Below are 21,403 nucleotides of genomic sequence, written 5' to 3' on the forward strand. Positions count from 1 at the left end.
AACTATAATTATGTAATTCAATTGCGATTTCGCCTGTAACAAGCTTGCAACCTGCCAGTGGACAGCTATTCCTGCTTGATCCAAGTCGACCTGACATAACCGAGCTTCATGCCGGCTCTCTCCATATTGCGATGGCTCTGGGACAGGAAGGCGCATTGCCCTACCACTAGCCTGCAGCCTTGAACTGCCGCTTCCCTTATCCTTCTTCTGATCAAAGCCTGCTGCAATCCTCTCCCCCGATACTCTGGCAGTGTCGCAGCGAACGTAAGTGATGCCGCACCTTCTTGCATATACATGACCCCGACCGCTGCGGGCTCCATGTCGCAATAAGCAAGGAAGTACTTCCACCCCCGGCGGCTATGCAGGATTTGATTGTTGGCCGCTATGTAGGGAATTCCGTTCTCCGACAGCCCCGTTCCCTTGCAATGAATAGTTGCGTATAGCTGGAACTCGTCCTGCTGCAGCTCTCGGATCACAATGGATTCCGGCAATCGTTCTTCCGAGTCGCCAGGCACTGTGTATAAGGAATTATGAAACCCGGATGAATAGAGCCCCCGTTCCGCCAACGACTTCAGCAAGTTGCGGTCCGCCCGCGAAGGCACGATTTCGAATTGCACCGCCCGCCCTCTGACTTGATAAAATGCGATAATGTCATCAAGGTATTTCGCATCCGCGCTCGTCATGCCTTTCACCGTATTAAACATCGCCCAAGGCATATGTTCACTATATAAACACACCGTCATACCAAAATGTTTCACTTCAATTCCTTCCGGGTTGCCTTCCATGCTCTGCATGGCCGACATTCTGTCCAGCATATACTGAATTTCGGAATGTTCAATCTCCTGGACCAGACATTCAGATGGCAGCACTGTCACGGTAATCCCCCTTCTTATCATGTTGGCGTCGATCCGACAGCATTGTCCAGCCAATCATAAGCAGCGCCAATGCAACAATGACGAGCGGCATGTAGAACAACAGCGGATGATACCCCGCAATAAATAACGGAAGCACATAGCCGACCAGCGTCGCCATGAGAATGATACACTCGTACAAGCTGGCTCCGAAGCCGCTGCGGGATAGGAACATGCGCTGGACATAGCCCATTGCAACGCCGAACTTGATGGACACGAACAAGGAATAGAGCGGCTGTACGAGAAAGAACAGGATAAGCGGCGGAGACCAGATATAGACAGCGTAGCAGATAATGGCGCTGACACCGCCAATGATAAGGACGGGCTTCGTACCGTACCTGGCCGCCCAATAACCGGAGACCGTCATTAGCAACAGTTCGAATACGGCTTGTACGCTCCAAATATAGGAAGCGATCTCCGCTCGACCGAACAGCTCCTTCACGACAAGCGGCAAGTACAGTCCGCGAATGGAATCCGCGCATGCAATCATGAGGATGGCTAGCAGCATAAGAAGCGAGAAGCGTTCTCCGGTAGAAGCATTCTCGGAACCCGCCTCCTTGCTCGGAGTTGAATCCAGCTCGCGATGAAGCAGAAGCAGAATAACCAATGCGGCATAGCCGCCTACATTCCCCCACAACACCCCTTGAAAGGTCGCAAGCACATACAGGTTCGCACCGATGAGCAGTCCGCTGAAGAAGCCGACGCTGAGGGAAGATCTAAGCCATATTAATGCCATCTCTACAAGCGTCGGAGCCAGCCTGGTGAAGTGATGGCGGGAGATGGCGAACAGTTGTCCCATGATTAATCCCGATGGCGCAGCAGCTATGCACATGCCAATTAATGCGCCAGTGTAACTGTCCGCTCGCATATAGACAAGCAGGCCCAGCATGCAAATAACGGCCGCAGTCAACGCGATGGGTTTCTTCTGTCTCATCCGGTCGCTGTATGCGCCAACTGTCATTGTAACGGCCATATTCAACAAGGCCGAGATGGAGAATACGGAGACGATTTCCCCTTTCCCAAGACCGATGCTGTCACTTAAATAAATGGAATTCATCGGCGCTAGAATGCCAAGCCCAATTCCGTAGAAAAACAGTGCTCCCAGCAACCGGCGCGCCCCCGGCACAGCGCTGAAAGTCCTGATGTCCGCCCAAATAGTCAATTGTTCATCTCTCCTCCGGCTACGATAATAGATCATTCAGGATGCTATTCTTCGGATGTAGCCTGATTATACCATCTTTATCCAATGTACAATAGAACAACTGTTTGAGGAATTGATACTGTCATGCCGAAGACCGCAAAAAAGCTTGCCTATGCGCCTCGCATCAGACAAGCCTCTCCAATTCCGCATATATTTGAATGTTCAATTAACAAAATATCCTCCTACCAATCCCAACCGCCATTAACCAGCCCCAGCCGATAACCGATCCAATAGCCGACTGTTTTCGTTTTCGCTTTCACCTTCTCGGCTGTACAATCCGATTCCGGCTTATAACCGCTTGCCAGAGCTTCTTTCCATGTCGTATCGGCCAGATGGTTGGTTACGCCTTCCGCCTGCTCGAAGCATGGCGGAGCGATATAGTATTTGTTGGTATGATCCAGAACGATTCTCGTTTCATTCGAAGGTGCAACGGATACGGGGATGAACATAGCTGCAAGCAGCAAACCCGCTGTCAATATCATGATGATTGTTTTTTTTCGCATATTCGTTTTCAAATCCTTCTTTGTTCATTTGTCGATTGCGGCTAGATTCTCCATTCAGCAATTCGTAAACCTTATCTCTTCCGTTTGATCAAGTACGCTTTATCCGCTCGCTCGAATCCCAGCCTCGGGTAATAGTCTACCGCTTGCGGCGCCGCTAAGAGTACTAAGGAACAGGATTCGCCAATGCGCTCCTGTACGATTGCAACCAGCTCCTTGCCGATCCCATGCTTCTGGTAGGCGCGGTCTACAGCCAAGTCCGACAGATAACAGCAATAACTATAGTCTGTCAGCGCTCTTGCCACACCGATGGGCTTATCCCCATCCCATGCCGTAATGAGCAAGTCAGCGTGATCAATCATTAATTGAAGCCTGGCCATGTCATCGGAAGGTCTCCGGATGCCCGAAGAACTGAATACTTGTGCGAGCTGCTCCGGCGTAACATGTGCATTTTCCCTATACGCAACATCGGACATTTACCATCTCTCCTTATTCCTCTCGCCTTAATGACGTCGCTCACTCGGCTTTCTATCTTCATCTCTCTTCAAGGCTTCTCTCACATAATCCCTTGCAGTCAGCTTGCTGTTAATTTTCAATAATAAGATCAGAATGACAATGAGCAAAATGACGATAAACAGTCCCAAACTCCATTCACTCCTTCCTGCTGTTAATCATGTACGACTTCGGTTCCTGCGTTAAAGTCGGACATATCCGCTTGCCGATCGTGTATCCATTCCAGAAGACGGGAAGCAGCAAGGCATAGAGAAAGCTTAGAACATCCGTAAAACGAGACTTAACGGCTTCCGGTCCGGGCACCAAAAGCATGAGCAGCGTCAATGGAACGGCAACGATGATCCCATCCAGCAGAATAGCTCCGAATCTGATCCAAAACCCGGCATTTTCAGTCATTCTGCAAACTCCTCCTTTTCAGTCTCAAGTGTACGGAATCGTATATGGAGAAGTTTACCACAAATGAAGCGGTTACGGCAGAACGTTTTTTCTCTTCATCATGGTTGCTACTTAGGTTCATTCGGTACGGTGCTCACTTGGCGAGGCTATGTGATCAAAATGAGCGATAGTGCACAATCCCCACTTCTTTTCCGACTCTATGTGACCATTTTGAGCGATAAGCCCCCTACTTGCTTTAGTACACCCAAGTAGTAACGCATGATGGGGCAAATCTTTCGCTTTTATTAACAAACCTTTCTTGGACTTGACACTTCTTTTTAATAAGAGATATTATGGATACAATAAGTCTGCGAAAGAGTGATCGCCATGAAATTTTCCAAAGCAACCAACTATGCGCTTCATACGATGCTACTGATGTTGGAGGCCTCTCCGATTAAACCGATAGGCGTTCAGCAGATGGCGGAATCTCAAGGCGTCTCCCCCACTTATTTGTCCAAAATATTAACGAAGCTTGTGAAAGCCGGATTGATTGAGTCTGCCTCGGGCGCAGGCGGAGGATACCGCTTGTTGCGTGCAAGGGACGACATTTCATTTTTGGACATTATTCATGCGATTGAGGGAACCACTTCCTTGTTCCAGTGTGGATTCGTACACGGTGAGGAGTGTGCCATCCAGGAGATTATGAAGCAAGCGGAGCAGAAGATGGAGCAGCACTTGAGACAAGCCAAGCTTGTCGATCTAGTCCGAACATGAAGCCCCTTATGAGGGGCTTCTGCATGCCGGATTGCGGCACAACTCTTTCGCTTGGCTTTGAATGGGCTCATTAGCGCTCAATTATAGACATAACGAGTCCGTAATATCCCTTTAAAGGAGTGTATGATCATGTTGTACGATTGTGTCATTATCGGAGGCGGTCCTGCGGGATTGAATGCTGCGCTGGTGCTGGGTCGCGCAAGAAGAGGAGTAGCGATTGTGGACAACAATCAGCCTCGGAATGCAGTAACCCGATCCTCTCACGGGTTTATTACAAGAGACGGTGTCACGCCCGGCGAATTTCGCCGTATTGCGTACGAAGAGGTTCTTCACTATCCTACTGTCGAGCACATACAGCAGGAAGCCGTAGCAGCGGTTAAGACGGACGAAGGCTTCGAGATCGAAGTCGGTACAGGCCAAGTATTGCGTTCCAGGAAACTTCTACTGTCCAGCGGCTTGAAGGAAATTCTTCCCGCTATCGAAGGGCTCCTGCCGCTCTACGGCAGAAGCCTGTTCAATTGTCCATATTGCGACGGATGGGAGCTGCGTGATCGGGCTTTAGTCGTCGTATCGGAACAGCCTACCGCATTCCATACAGCCAAGCTTCTGCTCAACTGGAGCAAAGATATCATCGTGTGCACGAACGGCAATCCGGTATTGAGCGAAGAAGAAGCACGTCTGCTCCAAGCGAGAAGCATTCCTGTCATCGAGAAGCCTATTGCAGAATTCATCGGCAGTGACGGACAGCTTCAAGGGCTGCGATTCTCCGATGGAGCGTTCCTTGCCAGAACTGGCGGATTCGTAGTTCCCAAGCTTATACAGAGCTCATCGATAGGCGAAGAGTTAGGGTGTGAATTGACGGAAAACGGAGAAATTCGTACCGATGCATCGGGCAAAACTTCCGTTCCCGGCTTCTACTCGGCAGGCGATGCGATAGCGATGCGTTCCGCCCAGCTTATTATGGCGGCAGCCAGCGGCAGTCGTGCGGCTATAAGTATAAATATGGAGCTGACCGAAGAAGATTTTACCAATCAATAACGTTCTATCTAGAATGGGGCTATCACTATGAAAAATCGTATTGCCGTCCTCTTATTGGCTCTCGGCGCATTCGGCGTAGGAACAGCCGAATTTATTATTTCCGGTCTGTTGGAACTAATCGCAGGCGACTTGGACGTGTCCGTATCGGTTGCAGGTCAATTAATTACAGTATACGCGTTATCTCATGCGTTCGGAGCTCTCGTACTCGTCATGCTCACTGCCAGACTGGAGAGAAAAAAGGTTCTGTTATACGCAATGCTTGTATTTGCCGCCGGCAATCTCCTTTCCTTTGTTAGTTACCATTACGGCTGGCTCATGCTGTCTCGCATTGTATTGGCGATAAGCGGCGGCTTGTATTTCGTCGTAGCTACTTATTACGCCGCCAGACTTGCCCCGCCAGACAAGCGCGGCAGTGCAATTGCTACAGTCATTACCGGCTTTACCGTATCACTCGTACTGGGTGTGCCGATCGGCACATATCTGGCAGCTTATATGGACTGGCGTTATATTTTTCTCATCATGGCGATTGTGTCGCTAATGGTCATTATGCTGCTCTACCGGTTTATTCCGATGCTGGAAGGCAGTTCTCCTGTTCCTCTCAAGCAGCAGCTCAAGCTTATCTGCGATAAAAAGTTGGTTAGCGGTTTGTTGACGACTTTATTCTGGATATTAGGCTATACGATCGTCTTTGCTTACATTGCACCAATATTAAGCAAAACTGCGGGGTTTAGTCTGCAGCAAATCAGTACGGCGATATTCCTGTTGGGCATATTCGCCTTCATTGGCTCGCGTGTCGGCGGATATGCCGTTGACAGGTGGGGGCCGGTCAGTACGATCGGCGTCAGCCTTGTTATTCACGCCGCTTCACTGATCGCATTAATGCTAATCTCCCAATCGATGCCGGCTGTATTCATCATGATCATAGTGTGGGGCTTGGCCGCATGGACGACGACGCCCGCTAATCAATACTACATGATCTCGCTGAAGCCGCAGTCCGCCGAGATTATTTTGAGCGTGAACACCGCACTGTTGAACATAGGCATCACGCTTGGCGCTGCATTGGGCGGATTAGTTATCGAATATGCCCCCATCCACGCTCTGGGATGGATAGGCGGAATCTCAGTTTTGCTGGCGCTTGCCGTCGCAGCGTACTCCTTCTCACTTAAGTCCGGAAACTTGCGGTAGCTGCTGCCACCTGCCACTCTCATTTTTTTATAACTCAGCTTCCCGATAATCCGTGACCGACAGACCGGTCACCTTCTTGAATGTTTTGGCGAAGTATCCGGGATTATGATAGCCGACGCGGTAACCTACCTCATAGCTTTTGCAAGAGACGTCCCTTAGCAGCAGCTTTGCCTTCTCAATGCGATAAGCCGTCAAGTATTGAATGAACGATTGCCCCGTCTCTCTCTTGAACAGGCGGCTAAGGTACTCGGCGTTCATTTGAAGCGAATCCGCGATCGTATATAGTGTAATGGGATCGTGATACTTTCTGGCAACGACGTCTATCATATGCTTGACAATTCTTCCCGGGGCCGTGTCCCCTTCGTCTGATGCGGCAGCTTGCCAATCCATCAGCTTCATCATGCGATCGCGGAACCAAGTCTGCAGCGTACTATAATCAACGAATCGCGGATATTCACGCGAAGAAATTTCCAATCCGACGGACTCATGATGCTGTGAAGAGGTGCGACGCGACACCCGCAATTCCAGCGACCATGCCAGCCTGGTTAGCAATTCAATCAGCTGGCGTGGCTGATAAGGCGGCTTGCCCGGCAATTCCTTATGGAGCATCTCATTAACTGCGAGCAGCATCGCCTGCCGGTCACCTTTCTTTATCAGGTCATCCAGTTCATTCTCTTTATGCAGCGGATAGATCAGCGGCGGCTCTTCGTGTATAGCAGCATCGAAGTTTCGAACGGAGTACGGTCCGGAATAGAAGCATTGCGCTAAAGCTGATTTCGCTTCTTCATAGCTATTGCGGGTCTGGCTTAATCCACTGACAGTGAGGCCAATTCCGATATTAACACCTGCGAAGCCCGCCCGCCTCTTGTTCATCCATTCTGCAGCGTAATGACGCAATAGCTCCTCTGAAGACTTCTCGGAATGACAGCCGAACAGCCAGATGATGCGGCTGTCGGAATCAACCAGTTCGCAGCAAGACATACGTCCTCTCGCCATGGTGACCATTTCCCTTGCCATTGCTTGAAGCGTTTCGGCATGTTGGTCGGAGAGCACTTCCGCGACCATTACGGAATAGCTTACGACACCTGGTTCGAACAGGCTGTGTTTCACAGGCTCATAATCATGCTCGATGTCCGATTTCCCTTCCAGCACAAGCCGCAACCCCTTCTCCCGTTGCACCTGCTGCTGTTCGCTCACCAGCTTCTCGACATCACGTTGTCGATCGAGCTTCTGACGCAGACTGCCCAGCTTCTGTTGCAGCTCCGGCAGCTTCGTCGGCTTCAGCAAGTAATCGAAAGCACCCAGTTCGATCGCTTTCTTCGCATATTCGAAGTAATCGTATCCGCTTAACACGATGAACGGAATATGCTTGTCCCTCCACTCTTCCCTGACGGCTTGCATGAATGCAAGTCCGTCCATAAGCGGCATCCGGATATCCGTCAGTATGACGTCAGGTACGCCATTGTCATGCATCCACTGTAGGGCTTCTTGTCCATGGCTCATATCGCCAATTACGGTAAAGCCAAGCTCACTCCAGTTGACGATGGCTTTCAGCCCCCGTCTGATCTTGTCTTCATCATCCACAATGAGTACGCTGTACAAGCTAAGCACCTCCCAGTCGGCGATTAAAGAGTGGTTGCTCTACGTCGTGCACCAGAGGCAATACGATTCGGGTTCGAGTTCCTTTATTGGGTCTGCTGTCGATTTCAATGCCGAATTCCTTGCCGAAGTACAGCTGGATTCTTTCATTCACATTTTGTATGCCGATGCTGCGTCCCTCTTCGTTATGCTCCGAATATTGCAGCAGCTTCCTTACGGAAGCGAGCTGTTCTTCATCCATGCCAAGCCCGTCATCGGAGATCTCCAATCGGACATTTCCTTGCACAATACTCCCGCTTATCGTAATCAGACCTTTGCCGGATTTCAGCTCCAATCCGTGGTAAATCGCATTCTCGACCAATGGCTGCAAGATGAGTTTTAACGTTTTGCATGACAGGATAGCGGGCTCGATCTCCCAATGGACATCGAACTTGTCACTATAACGCTCCTTCTGAATAATAATGTAATTTTTCACATGATTGATTTCGTCCACGAAGGTAACGATCTCCCGTCCCTTGCTGATACTGAGTCTCAGCAGATCGGACAAAGCAGTTACCATCTCGCTGACTTTATTCGGTCCCCCAGTCAGCATCATGGCTTCCCAATTAATCGACTCCAGCGTATTGTACAGAAAGTGCGGATTGATTTGCGCCTGCAAAGCGTTCAATTCCGCCTCCTTCCTGCGCAAGCCTTGCTTGTAGATCTCGTCGACCTGCTCCTTCAGCTTGCGGACCATGCCGTTGAAGCCTTCGGCAAGGCGCTCCATCTCGTCACCTGAGGTAATGGTGACATGCGCGCCCAGATCCCCTTTGGACACATGCTCGATCGCATCGTTAATGGCACGGATTCTGGCAGTCATACGGCCAATAACGTAATAGTAAGTGAGCGCAACGACGAGCGTATTAACCGCTATCATAACAGCAATGAACCGTTCCAGATGCCTCGCATTCATGTGAAGGCTCGATCGCGGAACCGTGCTGTTCAATTGCCAATCTACTAGATCCAGTTCAGCCTGTACCCTTATGTCGTTGCGTTCAAGAGAGCTGGCATGGACAGAACCTGTCATTGTACCGATGAGAGCCTTGTCAGGATGCGACAGTATACGTCCTCCACTGTCGATGATGTAGATCAGACTGTCGACCGACTTCATCCAAGGACGATACATGCCCTCCAGCTCTGATTCATTTATCGACAGCCAGGCATACCCTAACGGATCAAGAAAGTAAGTGTCCGAATAGTTCCCTATTGCGACCAGCTTCTTGCCCAGATGGAAGGTGTAGGTGCCGCAATTTCTCTCGGAAGGCAGCCACACTGTGTTGTTTTTATCATCAAATACAGTCGACAATAGGCTGTTATTGATTCGGTTGCAGCCTGTGTTCAGAATGACGTTCTTGCCTCGGTCCAGCAGCAGAATGGAAGCATCGCCACTTTCGAACTCCTCGATCGCATTCAGCTTTTCCAAGATCTTTTCAGCCAAATCCGGCCGGGATATTTTTTCTTTCGAATAGTCCGCCAGCCACTCATTCATTTCGCTATCACCGAAAATATAGCTTAAATTATCAAAGTGTTCTTTCAACTTCCTATCTGCTATCTGATGCACCAGCTCCGCTTCATTGTGATAATACGTCTCCGATTGCTCTCCAATCGATTCCGTGAACATTCGGTTCATCACATATACGGACAACGTCAGCGGCACGATGATAATGCACAGGTAGACGGCGATGACGAACCATCTGCGGCCCAATGCACGGCTGAAGCGCGACAGTCTTAACGGCAGCTCGCCTCCAGGCTCCAGCTCGCCGTTGCGGATGCGAATAATTAGCCTTTCCATACGCCCCAGAGAGGACGTAATGCGATACGAGACGATGAATGAGAAGAGAATCGAGATGAAGAAGCACGCGACGCCGGACCATATCAGGTATCGGGCAGGATTGGTGAATGTGTCCAGCAATGATTGCTTATTGATGACGCTGGCGAATGTCCAGTCCGTATCTCCCGCTTGCACCCGATTGATAATAAATGTCTCGCGACTCAATTGATCCAGACCGCTCAAGCTAGGTATAGCTGGAGCATCCTTGGCATGCTGCTGATAGATGGAATCGCCGTTTCCGTCGAACAGATATAGACTGATCTCCATCTCCTCCAGCAGCTTTTTCCAGAAGCTGTCACGGATGTGAATGGCGATGTATCCCAGCATTCTGTCATTTTCCTTCTGCACGAACTCCTTGACATACACTACTTTGTTCGCTCTTCCCCAATTGGAAGATTTCCCCTGAAGAATATCTTCCAGCTGTTTATAAGACAATGTGGGGCTATCCCAAGTATTTTTAATCATGAGCCTTTCATCGTTTTTGGCCGGCAATATTTCGATATATTCAATTTCCTGCGTTAAACGCATACTCAGGTTGTCCAGCACATCATACGATTTCAGAAGCAGTTGATTTCTGCTGTTAGAGGACAATTCGGGATAATGCTGAAATAAATACTGAATATTGGCATGCTCTGTAACCTGCCTTGCCCCTTCCTCGATATTCTGGAAGAAATAATCCGCATTCTCCTGCACAACCTGCAGCTGTGTGGCGTTCATTCTGGCCGCATTGGTCTGGATCGTGTTCGTGAACAGCAAGTAGAACAGGCCGCTGGTCAGGGCAAAGCACAACGTGCTAAGAATGAATGCAGTCGAGGCCATTTTATGCTTGATTTTAATAGACATGCCCCCCCTTTTCTGTTGAAAGCGCTATCTTGTTCTCAACAATTTCTGCATGAGGGCACGTCATTCCTGCTCATGAAGCCTAATCTATCCTTTCACGCCCGAGAATGTAATTCCCTGTATAAAGTAACGCTGCCCCAGCGCGAATATGATCAGAATCGGAATTAACGAACTGACAACCCCGGCCATAATGCCCGGATAGTGAATGTTGTATATATCGTCGCTCATTACCTTCAGCCCAAGCGGTATCGTGAACAGCTCCGGACTGCGCAGATAGAGCAGGGGCGCTTCGTAATTGTTCCAGGTAGACACGAACGTCAGAACGAGCAACGCAGACATAGCGGGCTTCGTCAGCGGCAAGATGACGTACCAATAGATACGGGCATGGCCCGCCCCATCTATTCTCGCCGCCTCGGACAACTCATCCGGGATGGACATGAAGAACTGTCGCAGCAGAAAGACGCCGAAGGTCGATCCGAAGAAGACGTGCAGCCACAACGCTGCATGGGTATCCAGAAGCTCCAGCTTGCGATAGATCATAAAGGTTGGAATCATCGTCACCTGGAACGGAATCATCATCGTCGACATTTTAATGAGAAACAGCACATTTCTGCCCGTGAATTTGATCTTGGCATACGCATAAGCGGACATCGAGCATGCGAAGTATGTGCCGATTAATACGATGACGGCTACCTTAATGGAATTGATATAAAATGTAAAGAACGAGACGCCTAATATGGCGTTCTTCCAAACGTAGAGATAACCGTCCAGCTCAATCGGATTCGGAATCCATTCGATCGGAAAGTTGAATACATCACCCGGACTCTTGAAGGAAGTCGATACCATCCATAGGAAAGGAAACAGCATCGTCACGCCTAACGCATAGGAAAGCGCGATTCCGATCCACTTGCCCCATCTCCACCTGATCATCAGTAATTCACCCACTTCTTCTGTCCTCGCCACTGGATGAGCGTGACGGCAAAAATGATGATAAACAATATCCATGCAATAGCGGAGGCGTACCCCATCTTGCTGTGCTCGAATGCCATTTTATAAATATAGTAGCCAATCACTGTGCTTGCCGTACCGGGACCTCCCGAGGTCAAAATTTGTATCTTCGACCACATGACGAATGTATCGATCATGGAAATAATGAAGATAAAGAAGGATACGGGAGAGATCAACGGTATCGTAATATGAATAAACTTGCGGACGCCCGTCGCGCCGTCAATTTCGGCCGCTTCGTATAAATGCGAAGGTATGCCCTGAAGCCCAGCCAAATAAAGCAGCATCTTATAACCCAGGCTCTGCCATGTCAGGATGACCAGAATGGCCGGCTTCACCCAATCGCTGCTCCCGAACCAGGACGGCGGCTGTTCGACGCCGAGACGAATCAGCAGCTGATTAATGACGCCTTCGGAAGGATGCAGCAGTTGGAACCAAATTAATGAAATCGCTACGAAGCTCGTAATATAAGGCAAGTAAAACAAGTTTCTAAGCAGATTTCTTCCGAAAAATTTCTCGTTTAAAAAAACGGCGAACATAAGCGATAGCAGCATCTGAACCGGGATAAACAGAAGAAAGAACAGATTATTTTTGATCGAATCGATAAACCATTTATCCTTGAATGCTTCAATGTAATTATCGAAGCCTACGAAGCTCACATCGGATAATTCACTGAACATATCCCAATCGGTAAAGCTCATTACCATGGAGAAGCCTACTCCAAAGGCAGTAAAAACGACAAACCCGAGGATGTTGGGCAGGATAAATAAATATCCTGCCACATTTTCTCTGGCGCGCTGTTTTAACGTTTTCATCGCTTCACGCCCCATTCAATTTCATTTTTCGCGCTCATAGATTTTCAATCCCGCAGCCTGGGCATCCTGCAATCCCTGTTCGATCGATTTCTCATCGGCAAGAATCAGGCTAAGCTCCTTCTTCAGCTCTTCCAACAGCATGGAGGAGTAAGGATACTGTCCACGGTATTTCGGGAACACGACGTTGGCGGATTTGTCCAGCGCCCGCTGGTACAGCTCTTTTCTATCCTTGCCTTGCACGACTTCGCCATCGTTGTTTTTATAGTACCGCCAGCTGTCCATCAGCAGCTCCTCGTCCGCCCCCTGCCATGCCGGCACCCGATGCGCCACCTTCGCGGACAGCTCCAATCCTTTGGTCGTATACCAGCGAAGGAATTTATAAGCCTCCACAGGATGCTCCGTCGTGCGGGTTACGGAATAGCTGGTCACGATTGTCGTAATCTGATTGGGAGGGCTGTTCTCATCCCACCGCGGCATCTTCAGCAGCAAGAAGGGATCCCTGTCATCGACCGCAGGATCGAGATGCCCTGCTTCCTTCCATACATCCAGGAACAGAATGCTGTTGGATGCACCGATCAATGTCGCGAACTTCTCACCGACGAAATCGAACAGTCCGACCACTTTATTGGCTTGCACATCCGCATCAGTCGGCATCGAGCCGTCTACGTACATAGCGTCATAGTAGTAATGAATAGACTTTCTTAGAATAGGACTGTCGAGATTGGGCGTGCCGTCTTCATTCACGATATCCCAGCCCCCGATGGAAGCGAGATCGGTCACAGCCAAGAATGAGCCTTGCCAGTGCATGCCTCCGCGAACTTGCGTGCGTCCGCCGCTATCCTTTACCGTCAAGTCCTTAATCATCTTGAAATAGTCCTCGTAGGTCCATGTATTGTCATCCGGAATCGGAACGCCGTTTTTCTCGAACATTTCCTTATTGACATAGACAGCTCCGGGCGACAGCACTTTGGCAATCCCGTATATATCGTCTCCTACCATCGTCGCTTTCCCGTAATCGCCGTACTCCTTCAGATAGTCAAGTCCTTCCTGCTCCATCAGATCGTTCAGCTTGTAGTAAAGCTTATCCGCCTTGTCGCTGAACGTCGTGCGTTCCATCATGGCCAGATCAATCTTCTCTCCGCCGGCAATGGCGACCCGAATTTTCTCTTGCGAGTCTTGTCCGCTCAGAACGACCATCTCCACATCGATATTGGGTTCAACCTTCTTCCACTCCCCGATAATTTCATCGAACTCTGTCTTATCGACAGCGGAAGTCGTATAAAGCTTCAGCGATACAGGTTTTTCCGTTTTGGGCAATCCATCGGCCGTATCGCTTCCCTTGCCGGATTGTCCGTTCTCTTCTTGTTGGCCTGCTGGAGGCTTTGACGGCTCGTTGTTCTTGTTATCGCCGTTCCCGGCACAGCCTGCAAGCAAGCCAAGCATAAGGACCAAGCATATCCATGTAAGTGCTTTCTTCTTTGCATTCATTTCGGCTTATCCCCCTTATTTGTTCTTGTCTCCATTGAACTACTTTTTGCGGTCGATTGACATGTGCGATTATTACTTTTGTGTTCAAATTATGACTATCTGCTCCCGGCCGGAAGAATGAGAACGATATATGGCTTCTACGACGCTTGCCACCGACTGGCCGTATTCGCCCGAGATGCCCAGCTCACCCCCAAATTGCACGGCATTCAGCATATCGTCCCATTGCGCCGCGAAAGCTTCCGGCAGGTCATCTGTGTCGATAGCCTCGTACCCGTCTGATTGTCCATCATACAACCATAGCTTATTGCTGCCTTGCAGCTTCAATTGACCTCCAGTCAGCAGCAACTCAGTCTCGTTCACGATACTCTGGCGATACCCGCACAGCGATACGGTTGCAGTCACGCCTTCTGTTGTTTCCAGGAACAGACTGGCGCTCCCTTCTACATCGCCTCGCTCGCCATATGCCGTCAAGCTCGCTTTCACGCTTGTCACCCGACTGTCCGTCAGCCACTGCAGCTTGTCGATGGAATGACTGCCGAGATTGACGACAATGCCGCCGCCCGACTTCGCGCGTTCAAGGAACCAGGCCGGACGACCGGGATGGAAGTAATTGCACCATCTCCGGTCATCCATCATAATGAGCTTTCCCAGCCGGCCGGAACGCAGAATTTCTCTGGCGCGAATCAAAGCGGGGAAATAGTGCTGCATATGCCCGACAGCCAGGATGATACCGTTTCTTGCCGCCGCTTCGTTCATTTCCCGGCACTCCTGCACGTTCATGGCCATCGGCTTCTCGACCAGCACATGACAGTCTTGCTCCGCGCACCAGATGACCGCTTCCTTATGGAGGAAGTGAGGCAGCGTGATAACGACTACATCCGGACGCTCCTGTAGAATCATTGCTTTATAATCGTGATAAGTTCTGATGCTGTATGCAGCGGCGCACTGCTCCAATCGCTGTTGCTCCAGATCGGCAACGGCCAGAAGCTCGGTCCTGCTGCTGTCTTGCATAGCTTTCAGGTGATTTTCCGATATGGCGCCTGCACCGACGATAACTGCTCGAATACGTTTCATCTCTATTCCCCGCTTTTCTGTAAATTCTGTGTCTTCGTGCCGCCCTTCCCGTTTCATTCGGAATTATGAATAAAATCCGCTGAGCAGCATATACAAAGGTACAACCAGCCGATTCCTTATCCCATCCCTCTCAATTTCATGTAAACGCTTCATTCGGTAGCGTATCAGAAGGAAATGGACAACAGAAGGCCGAATAATGACTTTTAATGTGCATTTATGACTCTAATGAAGATGGAAATGGGGGATCGTCTTGTGGATATCGTAAAAAATAAGCTCTACTTAAAAATACTCATGTACTTTCTCTCTCTACTGATCCCCATCATCGTCATCGGCTGCATCGTCTATCTGAATGTGGATCATATGGCCAAGCGCGACGTCACGCAGAAGCTCACGGCCAATTTAAAGTTCTCTTCCGGAACCATAGACATCTACCTGGGCATGGCGCATACGACGAACAACAACTTATTGCTCAGTGATGTTATCCAACAGCACTTGACCCCCTACCCCCAGCTGACCGACTCGGAACGGGTCAATCTCCAGCTCATCGTAAGGGCGATCGCCCAGAAGCGGAATGAGATCAGCTCCTTCATCGATTATATCTTCCTCTATGCGGATGCCGAACGCGTATTCTCCAGTGAAGGACTTGTCGAGTTCAATACGTTCTTCGATAAGTTCTACTCACTCGACGGTTACGACAAGCCTTACTGGGAAGAAAGGCTTCATTCAACGAGCTTCTTCCAGATCCTTGGTCCTACGCAAGCAAGCAGCAGCATTAAGCGCAAATCGAATGAAGTCATTCCGAGCATATCGACACAATACGTCAATGGAAACCGGGTAACGCTTGTCACGACACTCTCCGTTCCGGCCATCGCATCTACGCTTAAGAACAACGCACTCTACTCATCCACTGCCTACCTCATTACAGACGGCAACGGCCATCTTATTCTTAATACCAGCGCCTTGAAGCCGGAAGCGATAACCTCCATGCATGAAGGGTTATTCCATACCCAATCAAACCGTATTATGAAGATTGACGGCGTCGACGCTCTCGTTGTCAACATCCCGTCCGACGCCTTCGGTTGGAATTATATCTCTATCACGCCACTATCCGCATTCAGCGGAGAAGCGGCCAACATCTTGAGTCTCGTCATCTGGATTTGCATCAGCCTTATCTTGATCGGAATCATCTTCTCTTTCATCTTCAGCGTCAATCTGTACAATCCCATCCGCAACATTAAGAACATACTGCTGCGCAGCGAGCAAGACATGAATGCTGGCGGTACGTACGACAACCATGACGAATTGACGGCCATCGGCAGCATGATCCGTCAGCTTGTCCAGCACAACCGAGACGCTTCAATCAAGCTGAACGAATACTCCAGCGAGCTGCTCGACCAGTTTTTCACCAACATGATGAAAGGAAGCGTATGGACGCAGCAAGAGCCGCCAAGCCGGATATTGGATGAACTGAAATTTCAGGACGGCAACTATCTATGCTGCTGCTTCCTCTTTCACTACAAGGAGCGCTTCTACGAGGAGGTGCATGAATCTGACCGGATCATGATCGAGGACAAGATGAAAAATGTTATATGGGGACTGCTGCGACGCTACGTATCCTGTTATGTGCTGGAGGCTGAGCCCAATCTGTATGCAGGTATCGTCAATCTGAAGCAGCCGCAACAACGGGAGCTGTTCGATGAGGCGCTGGAGCAGATTAAGACGACATTTCAGTATGATTCGATATATTGCAGGATGACGGTCGGAATCGGCAAGTTGTACGACAAGCCGGGCGATATAGTGAAATCGTACAGCGACGCTATAACGGCTATTGTCCACGGCAAAAGATCAACTGGCGTAACGATGACGGACGCCGCAGATTTAGCAATCGAGCAAACGTATTATTATTCCTTCCTGGATGAGAACAAAATCGTGAACGGACTAAAAGCAGGCAATCTGGAGCTTCTGCGAGCCGAGGTGGAACGACTGCTGCAAGCGAATAAAAACATCGGCGTGTCCTATACGTATCTGGGAGCCCTGCTGACGGATCTGATGCACACAGGCGTTCGCTTCGTTCATGACCGCCAGCTCCCTCTCGCCCTCCTGCTCAGCGACCAGCAATATGCCGTGCTTGTCAGACCCAGCATGTCTCCCGGCGAGCTGCATGAGCGGACGGAGCAGTTGTTGGACTTCTATGGGAGAATCGCATTGGAGACTGCGGTAAAAGGCGGGAGCAAGTCGGGTTCCGTCGTGTCGGACATAACCCGATATATCGAACAGCATTATGCCGACAACATCTACTTGGAGACGATCGCCGATGAGATCGGCCTGTCACCCAAGTATGTCTCCCGCCTGTTCAAGGAAACGACAGGAACGAGCATTACCCAATATATCAGCCTCGTTCGCATATCCAAAGCCAAGGAGCTGCTGGCGCAGACGGATATGAAAGTAAGCGAAATATCGGAGCGTATCGGAATAACAAGTCGAACGACCTTCCTGCGACTGTTCAAGAAACACGAGAGTCTCTCTCCTCTTGACTATCGCCAGCTTCATACGCGAAAGCAAGGTTTATAGGCACAGGCGACTTTTTAGCGCATGGTGGAAATGTGAAACATTTCGTGGAATAAGGGATATTGGTGCGCTTAGCTCCTTTTTGACTCTATATATGTAGATAGTCCGGTGCTATCGTGGGAAGTGCAAGAAAATAGATGAACGCTGAGGAGGGTTATCACGATGCACCGGAAAAGAAGGACAGGATGGTTATGGTTATGCTGTATGGCCTTGCTGCTGGGGTTGCTGTCGGGCTGTAGCGGGAACAACAACAATACCGAGTCGGGAGGAACGGCCAGTCCCGCGCCAACGGCCAAAGGAGACAGCGGCAAGCAAGAAAAAGCCGGCTCTGACGACAAACCTCTGGAATTGACCTGGATGAGGTATGAGCATCCCTCGCAAGCTTTGCTGACGGATTCCGTCGCTGTACAAGAATTTCTGAAACGGCAGAATGTCAAGCTGAACGTGCAAGGTGTGCCCCAAAGCAATTACGATGATAAGAAAAAAACACTGATTGCAACCAATACGATGCCGGACATCTTGCTAGTAAAGCAAGACGATATACAGAACTTCGCGGATTCAGGCATCTTCCTGGACCTGACCCCTTACCTGGACGATATGCCCAACTTCAAGAAAGTGATTCAAGAGCAGCCCGATATTAACAAAAACAAAATCGACGGGAAGCTGTACGGATTTCCGCTTGCGGCTAAAAAATCCGGTTCGGGCGGACAGCTTCCGATGATGCGCATAGACGTGTTGAAGGAGCTGGGATTAAATCAGCCGACCACCTATGACGAGCTTTATCAGGTGCTGAAAAAAATGAAGGAAGCCTACCCCGATTCCTATCCGTTCACCGCTCGCGCCGCGAACGGCCTGACGGGCACAGAGAATCTGCTCAATCCGATTACCTTCGGATTTGGAAGCGGTTACACCACCTTCAACGGCTCCAAGGTCTACTATGAGCCCGAGACGGATAAATATCAATTCGGACCGGAATCTTCGGAATTCAAGCAAGCGGTAGAATGGCTCCATATGCTCTATAAAGAGAAGCTGCTGGACCCCGATTACTCGACGGCCACCTCTCAGATCTGGCAAGAGAAGCTGAGCTCCGGCAAGTCGTTCTACTTCCAGGACAATCATGGCTTCGCCGGCTCCTTCAACGTCACATTGAAGAAGGTGAATGCGGAGCATCAATTCGACATGCTGGATACATTGACTGCTCCGACCGGCGCCAAGCGGAATCTCATCTATCCGAAAGGTCATCTGTCGGAGTCCTATGTTCTGAATGCGAAGCTGAAAAACCCAGAAAAGGCCATTGCGTTCATGGACTGGTTATACTCCGAGGAAGGCTCCAGCCTGACCAGTCTCGGCATGGAAGGAAAAGACTATACGCTGACGAACGGCGAGTACAAGATGGCGGATGACGTATACAACAAGTATAAAGACGAGCAAAGTCCCTATTACTCGCTCGCCTCTGCGCTAGGCCTTGGCTACTTGGGCTTCGGGCTGTACGAGGACAATCGCATGGGCGTCACCTGGCAGACGGAGGAGTCCATCCGGTGGGACGACAAGGCGGCCAAGGCGGAGCAAGCGGGCGAGAATATCCGCTTCGTCAGCGATCCTCCGTTCACGATGGAGGAGCGGGAACGGTTGAAGCAGCTTCGCTCGCAGCTGGACGCGTATCTGACGCAGAACATGGATAAGTTCATTATGATCGAAGGCTCGATGAAGGATTGGGACGGCTTCGTCGCGGAACTGAAGAAGAAAGGCTCCGACGAGCTCGTCAGCATCTACAACGCGGCGCTGGATCGGGTACGATAGGCAATGGACGGGGGAAAGCACGTTCGCTTTCCCCCGGTTTGGAAAGAGAGGGCGATAGGCATGCAATCCGTGGTGGATATGAAGAAAAAACTCTATAAAAGCAAAGCGCTGTACATCATGATCTCCTTGCCCATTATCTACTTCCTGACCTTTCACTATGCCCCGATGGTGGGCAATCTGATGGCGTTCCAGGATTATTCGATCGTGAAGGGCTTTTTCAAGAGTCCCTGGGCAGGCTTCAAGTATTTCGGGCAATTTATCGGCGATCCGTACTTTTGGAAGGTGTTCCGCAATACGCTGCTTATCAATTTGTACTCGTTGCTGTTCTTTTTCCCTTCCTCCATCATCTTCGCCCTGTTGCTTAATGAGCTGCGCTTGCAGCTGTTTAAACGATTTATTCAGACGGTTACCTATGTGCCGCATTTTTTGTCAGTCGTCGTTGTTGCAGGCATGCTGGTGAACTTCCTGTCCATTGACGGGCTGATCAACAGCCTGATCAAGTGGATCGGAGGCGAAGCACAGACGTTCCTGTCCATGCCGCAATGGTTCCGCACCATCTTCATCAGCTCCGAGATATGGCAAGGCATGGGCTGGAATTCCATCATCTATCTGGCTGCGTTGACGTCGATCGACCCGCAGCTGTACGAAGCGGCCACGATGGACGGCGCAAGCCGCTGGCGAAAAATGCTGCATATAACGCTGCCCGGCATCTCGACTGTTGTGACAATCATGCTGCTGCTCACGCTGGGCCATATGCTGTCCGTCGGCTTCGAGAAGATTATTTTGCTATACAGCGGGCCTACCTATGAGACGGCGGACGTCATCCAGACATTTATCTACCGCAGGGGGCTCATTGACAGCGACTTCAGCTTTGCCGCAGCCGTCGGCATCTTCCAGTCCGTCATCGCATTCGCGCTTGTCGTCTCGGCGAACCAGTTCGCCAAAAAAATTAGCGGCACGAAGCTGTTCTAAGGAGGCCTTCCTATGCGCGGCCGAATATTCGATATTTGCAATATCTTATTCATGATCTTTCTTATACTGATCACACTCTACCCGCTCTATTACATGGGAATCGTCTCGATTAGCGCCGGGGATGCCGTCTCGCGCGGCGAGGTCTACTTCTTCCCCAAGGACATCACCTTGCAAGCTTACGATGTCATTCTGGCTGATCCCTCCATCTTGCGTTCTTACGCCAATACACTCATGTATACAACCGGAGGCGTCGCGATTAACTTGATCATGACCGCGTTATGCGCGTACCCGTTGTCGCGGGGGTATATGTACGGTCGCTCCTTGATCTCCCTGTTCGTCGTGCTGACGATGTTCTTCGACAGCGGTCTTATCCCCCGCTACATGGTCGTTCACTCGCTCGGCCTGGTGAACTCGGTATGGGCGATTCTGATCCCGACCGCTATTAATGTATTCAATATGATTCTGATGCGCACGTTCTTCCAGAACATCCCTGATTCGCTGCATGAGTCGGCCACTGTTGACGGAGCAGGCGAATTCCGCACCTTGATCCGAATCGTGCTGCCGCTATCCTTGCCCGTGATGGCCACGATGTTCCTGTTCTATGCCGTCGCCCATTGGAACAGCTTCTTCCCTGCACTCATCTATCTGAACGAGAAAGCCCTGTACCCGCTGCAGATTATTCTCCGCAATATCGTGATACAGGGCGATATGGCTGCACAGACGACGACGACAGGGGCGGAAGAACTGGCCGTGATGAGCTTGAATATTAAGTACGCGACCGTGTATGTGGCCATTCTTCCAATTATCTGCCTCTATCCGTTCGTGCAGAAATACTTCGTTCAAGGCGCGATGCTGGGTTCCGTTAAGGGATAAGG

19 protein-coding genes are annotated in these 21,403 nt (G+C 50.1%); 7 read left to right on the forward strand and 12 right to left on the reverse strand.

Features of this window, described 5'->3' with window-relative positions; all coding sequences use genetic code 11:
• Nucleotides 1–65: 65 nt before the first annotated feature.
• From M6D81_RS01725 to M6D81_RS01750, 6 genes are all read right to left on the reverse strand, one after another.
• Complete coding sequence (locus M6D81_RS01725) at nucleotides 66–875, reverse strand: GNAT family N-acetyltransferase (RefSeq protein ID WP_262675051.1); 810 nt, start codon at nucleotides 873–875, stop codon at nucleotides 66–68.
• On the reverse strand, nucleotides 856–2,073 hold the full coding sequence (locus M6D81_RS01730) for an MFS transporter (protein WP_262675052.1): 1,218 nt from the start codon (nucleotides 2,071–2,073) through the stop codon (nucleotides 856–858). The genes M6D81_RS01725 and M6D81_RS01730 overlap by 20 nt, the downstream gene beginning before the upstream one ends.
• A gap of 221 nt (nucleotides 2,074–2,294) precedes the next feature.
• Complete coding sequence (locus M6D81_RS01735) at nucleotides 2,295–2,615, reverse strand: hypothetical protein (RefSeq protein ID WP_262675053.1); 321 nt, start codon at nucleotides 2,613–2,615, stop codon at nucleotides 2,295–2,297.
• 71 nt (nucleotides 2,616–2,686) lie between these two features.
• A complete protein-coding gene (locus M6D81_RS01740) occupies nucleotides 2,687–3,088 on the reverse strand; it encodes a GNAT family N-acetyltransferase (protein ID WP_262675054.1) in 402 nt (133 codons plus the stop codon).
• Between the two features lie 27 nt (nucleotides 3,089–3,115).
• Nucleotides 3,116–3,256, reverse strand: a complete 141-nt coding sequence (locus tag M6D81_RS01745) for a hypothetical protein (protein WP_262675055.1) — start codon at nucleotides 3,254–3,256, stop codon at nucleotides 3,116–3,118.
• A 7-nt stretch (nucleotides 3,257–3,263) separates the two neighbouring features.
• The gene (locus M6D81_RS01750; protein WP_262675056.1) at nucleotides 3,264–3,521 is read right to left on the reverse strand and encodes an RDD family protein; all 258 of its coding nucleotides are present in this window, start codon (nucleotides 3,519–3,521) and stop codon (nucleotides 3,264–3,266) included.
• A gap of 366 nt (nucleotides 3,522–3,887) precedes the next feature.
• Between M6D81_RS01750 and M6D81_RS01755 the strand changes: the two genes are divergently transcribed.
• The 3 genes from M6D81_RS01755 (at nucleotide 3,888) to M6D81_RS01765 (ending at nucleotide 6,497) form a co-directional block, all read left to right on the forward strand.
• Entirely contained in the window at nucleotides 3,888–4,274 is a 387-nt protein-coding gene (locus tag M6D81_RS01755) for an Rrf2 family transcriptional regulator (protein ID WP_262675057.1), read from the forward strand.
• A 129-nt stretch (nucleotides 4,275–4,403) separates the two neighbouring features.
• On the forward strand, nucleotides 4,404–5,312 hold the full coding sequence (locus tag M6D81_RS01760) for an NAD(P)/FAD-dependent oxidoreductase (RefSeq protein ID WP_262675058.1): 909 nt from the start codon (nucleotides 4,404–4,406) through the stop codon (nucleotides 5,310–5,312).
• A gap of 27 nt (nucleotides 5,313–5,339) precedes the next feature.
• Complete coding sequence (locus M6D81_RS01765; RefSeq protein ID WP_262675059.1) at nucleotides 5,340–6,497, forward strand: MFS transporter; 1,158 nt, start codon at nucleotides 5,340–5,342, stop codon at nucleotides 6,495–6,497.
• 27 nt (nucleotides 6,498–6,524) lie between these two features.
• On the opposite strand, the gene M6D81_RS01770 is transcribed toward M6D81_RS01765, so the two are convergent.
• From M6D81_RS01770 to M6D81_RS01795, 6 genes are all read right to left on the reverse strand, one after another.
• Nucleotides 6,525–8,099, reverse strand: a complete 1,575-nt coding sequence (locus M6D81_RS01770; RefSeq protein ID WP_262675060.1) for a response regulator — start codon at nucleotides 8,097–8,099, stop codon at nucleotides 6,525–6,527.
• A 1-nt stretch (nucleotide 8,100) separates the two neighbouring features.
• Nucleotides 8,101–10,809 (reverse strand): cache domain-containing sensor histidine kinase, encoded by a 2,709-nt coding sequence (locus M6D81_RS01775; protein ID WP_262675061.1) that lies wholly within the window; start codon nucleotides 10,807–10,809, stop codon nucleotides 8,101–8,103.
• Nucleotides 10,810–10,893: 84 nt separating this feature from the next.
• On the reverse strand, nucleotides 10,894–11,736 hold the full coding sequence (locus tag M6D81_RS01780) for a carbohydrate ABC transporter permease (protein WP_262675062.1): 843 nt from the start codon (nucleotides 11,734–11,736) through the stop codon (nucleotides 10,894–10,896).
• Entirely contained in the window at nucleotides 11,736–12,626 is an 891-nt protein-coding gene (locus M6D81_RS01785; RefSeq protein WP_262675063.1) for a carbohydrate ABC transporter permease, read from the reverse strand. The genes M6D81_RS01780 and M6D81_RS01785 overlap by 1 nt, the downstream gene beginning before the upstream one ends.
• 21 nt (nucleotides 12,627–12,647) lie before the next feature.
• Nucleotides 12,648–14,114: an ABC transporter substrate-binding protein gene (locus M6D81_RS01790; RefSeq protein WP_262675064.1), complete on the reverse strand. Its 1,467-nt coding sequence runs from the start codon at nucleotides 14,112–14,114 to the stop codon at nucleotides 12,648–12,650.
• A gap of 84 nt (nucleotides 14,115–14,198) precedes the next feature.
• The gene (locus M6D81_RS01795; protein ID WP_262675065.1) at nucleotides 14,199–15,188 is read right to left on the reverse strand and encodes a Gfo/Idh/MocA family protein; all 990 of its coding nucleotides are present in this window, start codon (nucleotides 15,186–15,188) and stop codon (nucleotides 14,199–14,201) included.
• Nucleotides 15,189–15,440: 252 nt separating this feature from the next.
• On the opposite strand from M6D81_RS01795, the gene M6D81_RS01800 reads away from it, so the two are divergent.
• From M6D81_RS01800 to M6D81_RS01815, 4 genes are all read left to right on the forward strand, one after another.
• Entirely contained in the window at nucleotides 15,441–17,759 is a 2,319-nt protein-coding gene (locus M6D81_RS01800) for an AraC family transcriptional regulator (RefSeq protein WP_262675066.1), read from the forward strand.
• A gap of 159 nt (nucleotides 17,760–17,918) precedes the next feature.
• Nucleotides 17,919–19,556, forward strand: a complete 1,638-nt coding sequence (locus M6D81_RS01805; protein ID WP_262675067.1) for an extracellular solute-binding protein — start codon at nucleotides 17,919–17,921, stop codon at nucleotides 19,554–19,556.
• Nucleotides 19,557–19,616: 60 nt separating this feature from the next.
• Nucleotides 19,617–20,528 carry an ABC transporter permease gene (locus M6D81_RS01810; protein ID WP_262675068.1) on the forward strand — a complete coding sequence of 304 codons (912 nt, stop codon included), beginning with the start codon at nucleotides 19,617–19,619 and terminating at the stop codon, nucleotides 20,526–20,528.
• A 12-nt stretch (nucleotides 20,529–20,540) separates the two neighbouring features.
• Nucleotides 20,541–21,401 carry a carbohydrate ABC transporter permease gene (locus tag M6D81_RS01815; RefSeq protein WP_262675069.1) on the forward strand — a complete coding sequence of 287 codons (861 nt, stop codon included), beginning with the start codon at nucleotides 20,541–20,543 and terminating at the stop codon, nucleotides 21,399–21,401.
• The last annotated feature ends 2 nt before the right edge of the window (nucleotides 21,402–21,403 follow it).

Source organism: Paenibacillus sp. J5C2022, assembly GCF_025567625.1.
Taxonomy (GTDB): Bacteria; Bacillota; Bacilli; order Paenibacillales; family Paenibacillaceae; genus Pristimantibacillus.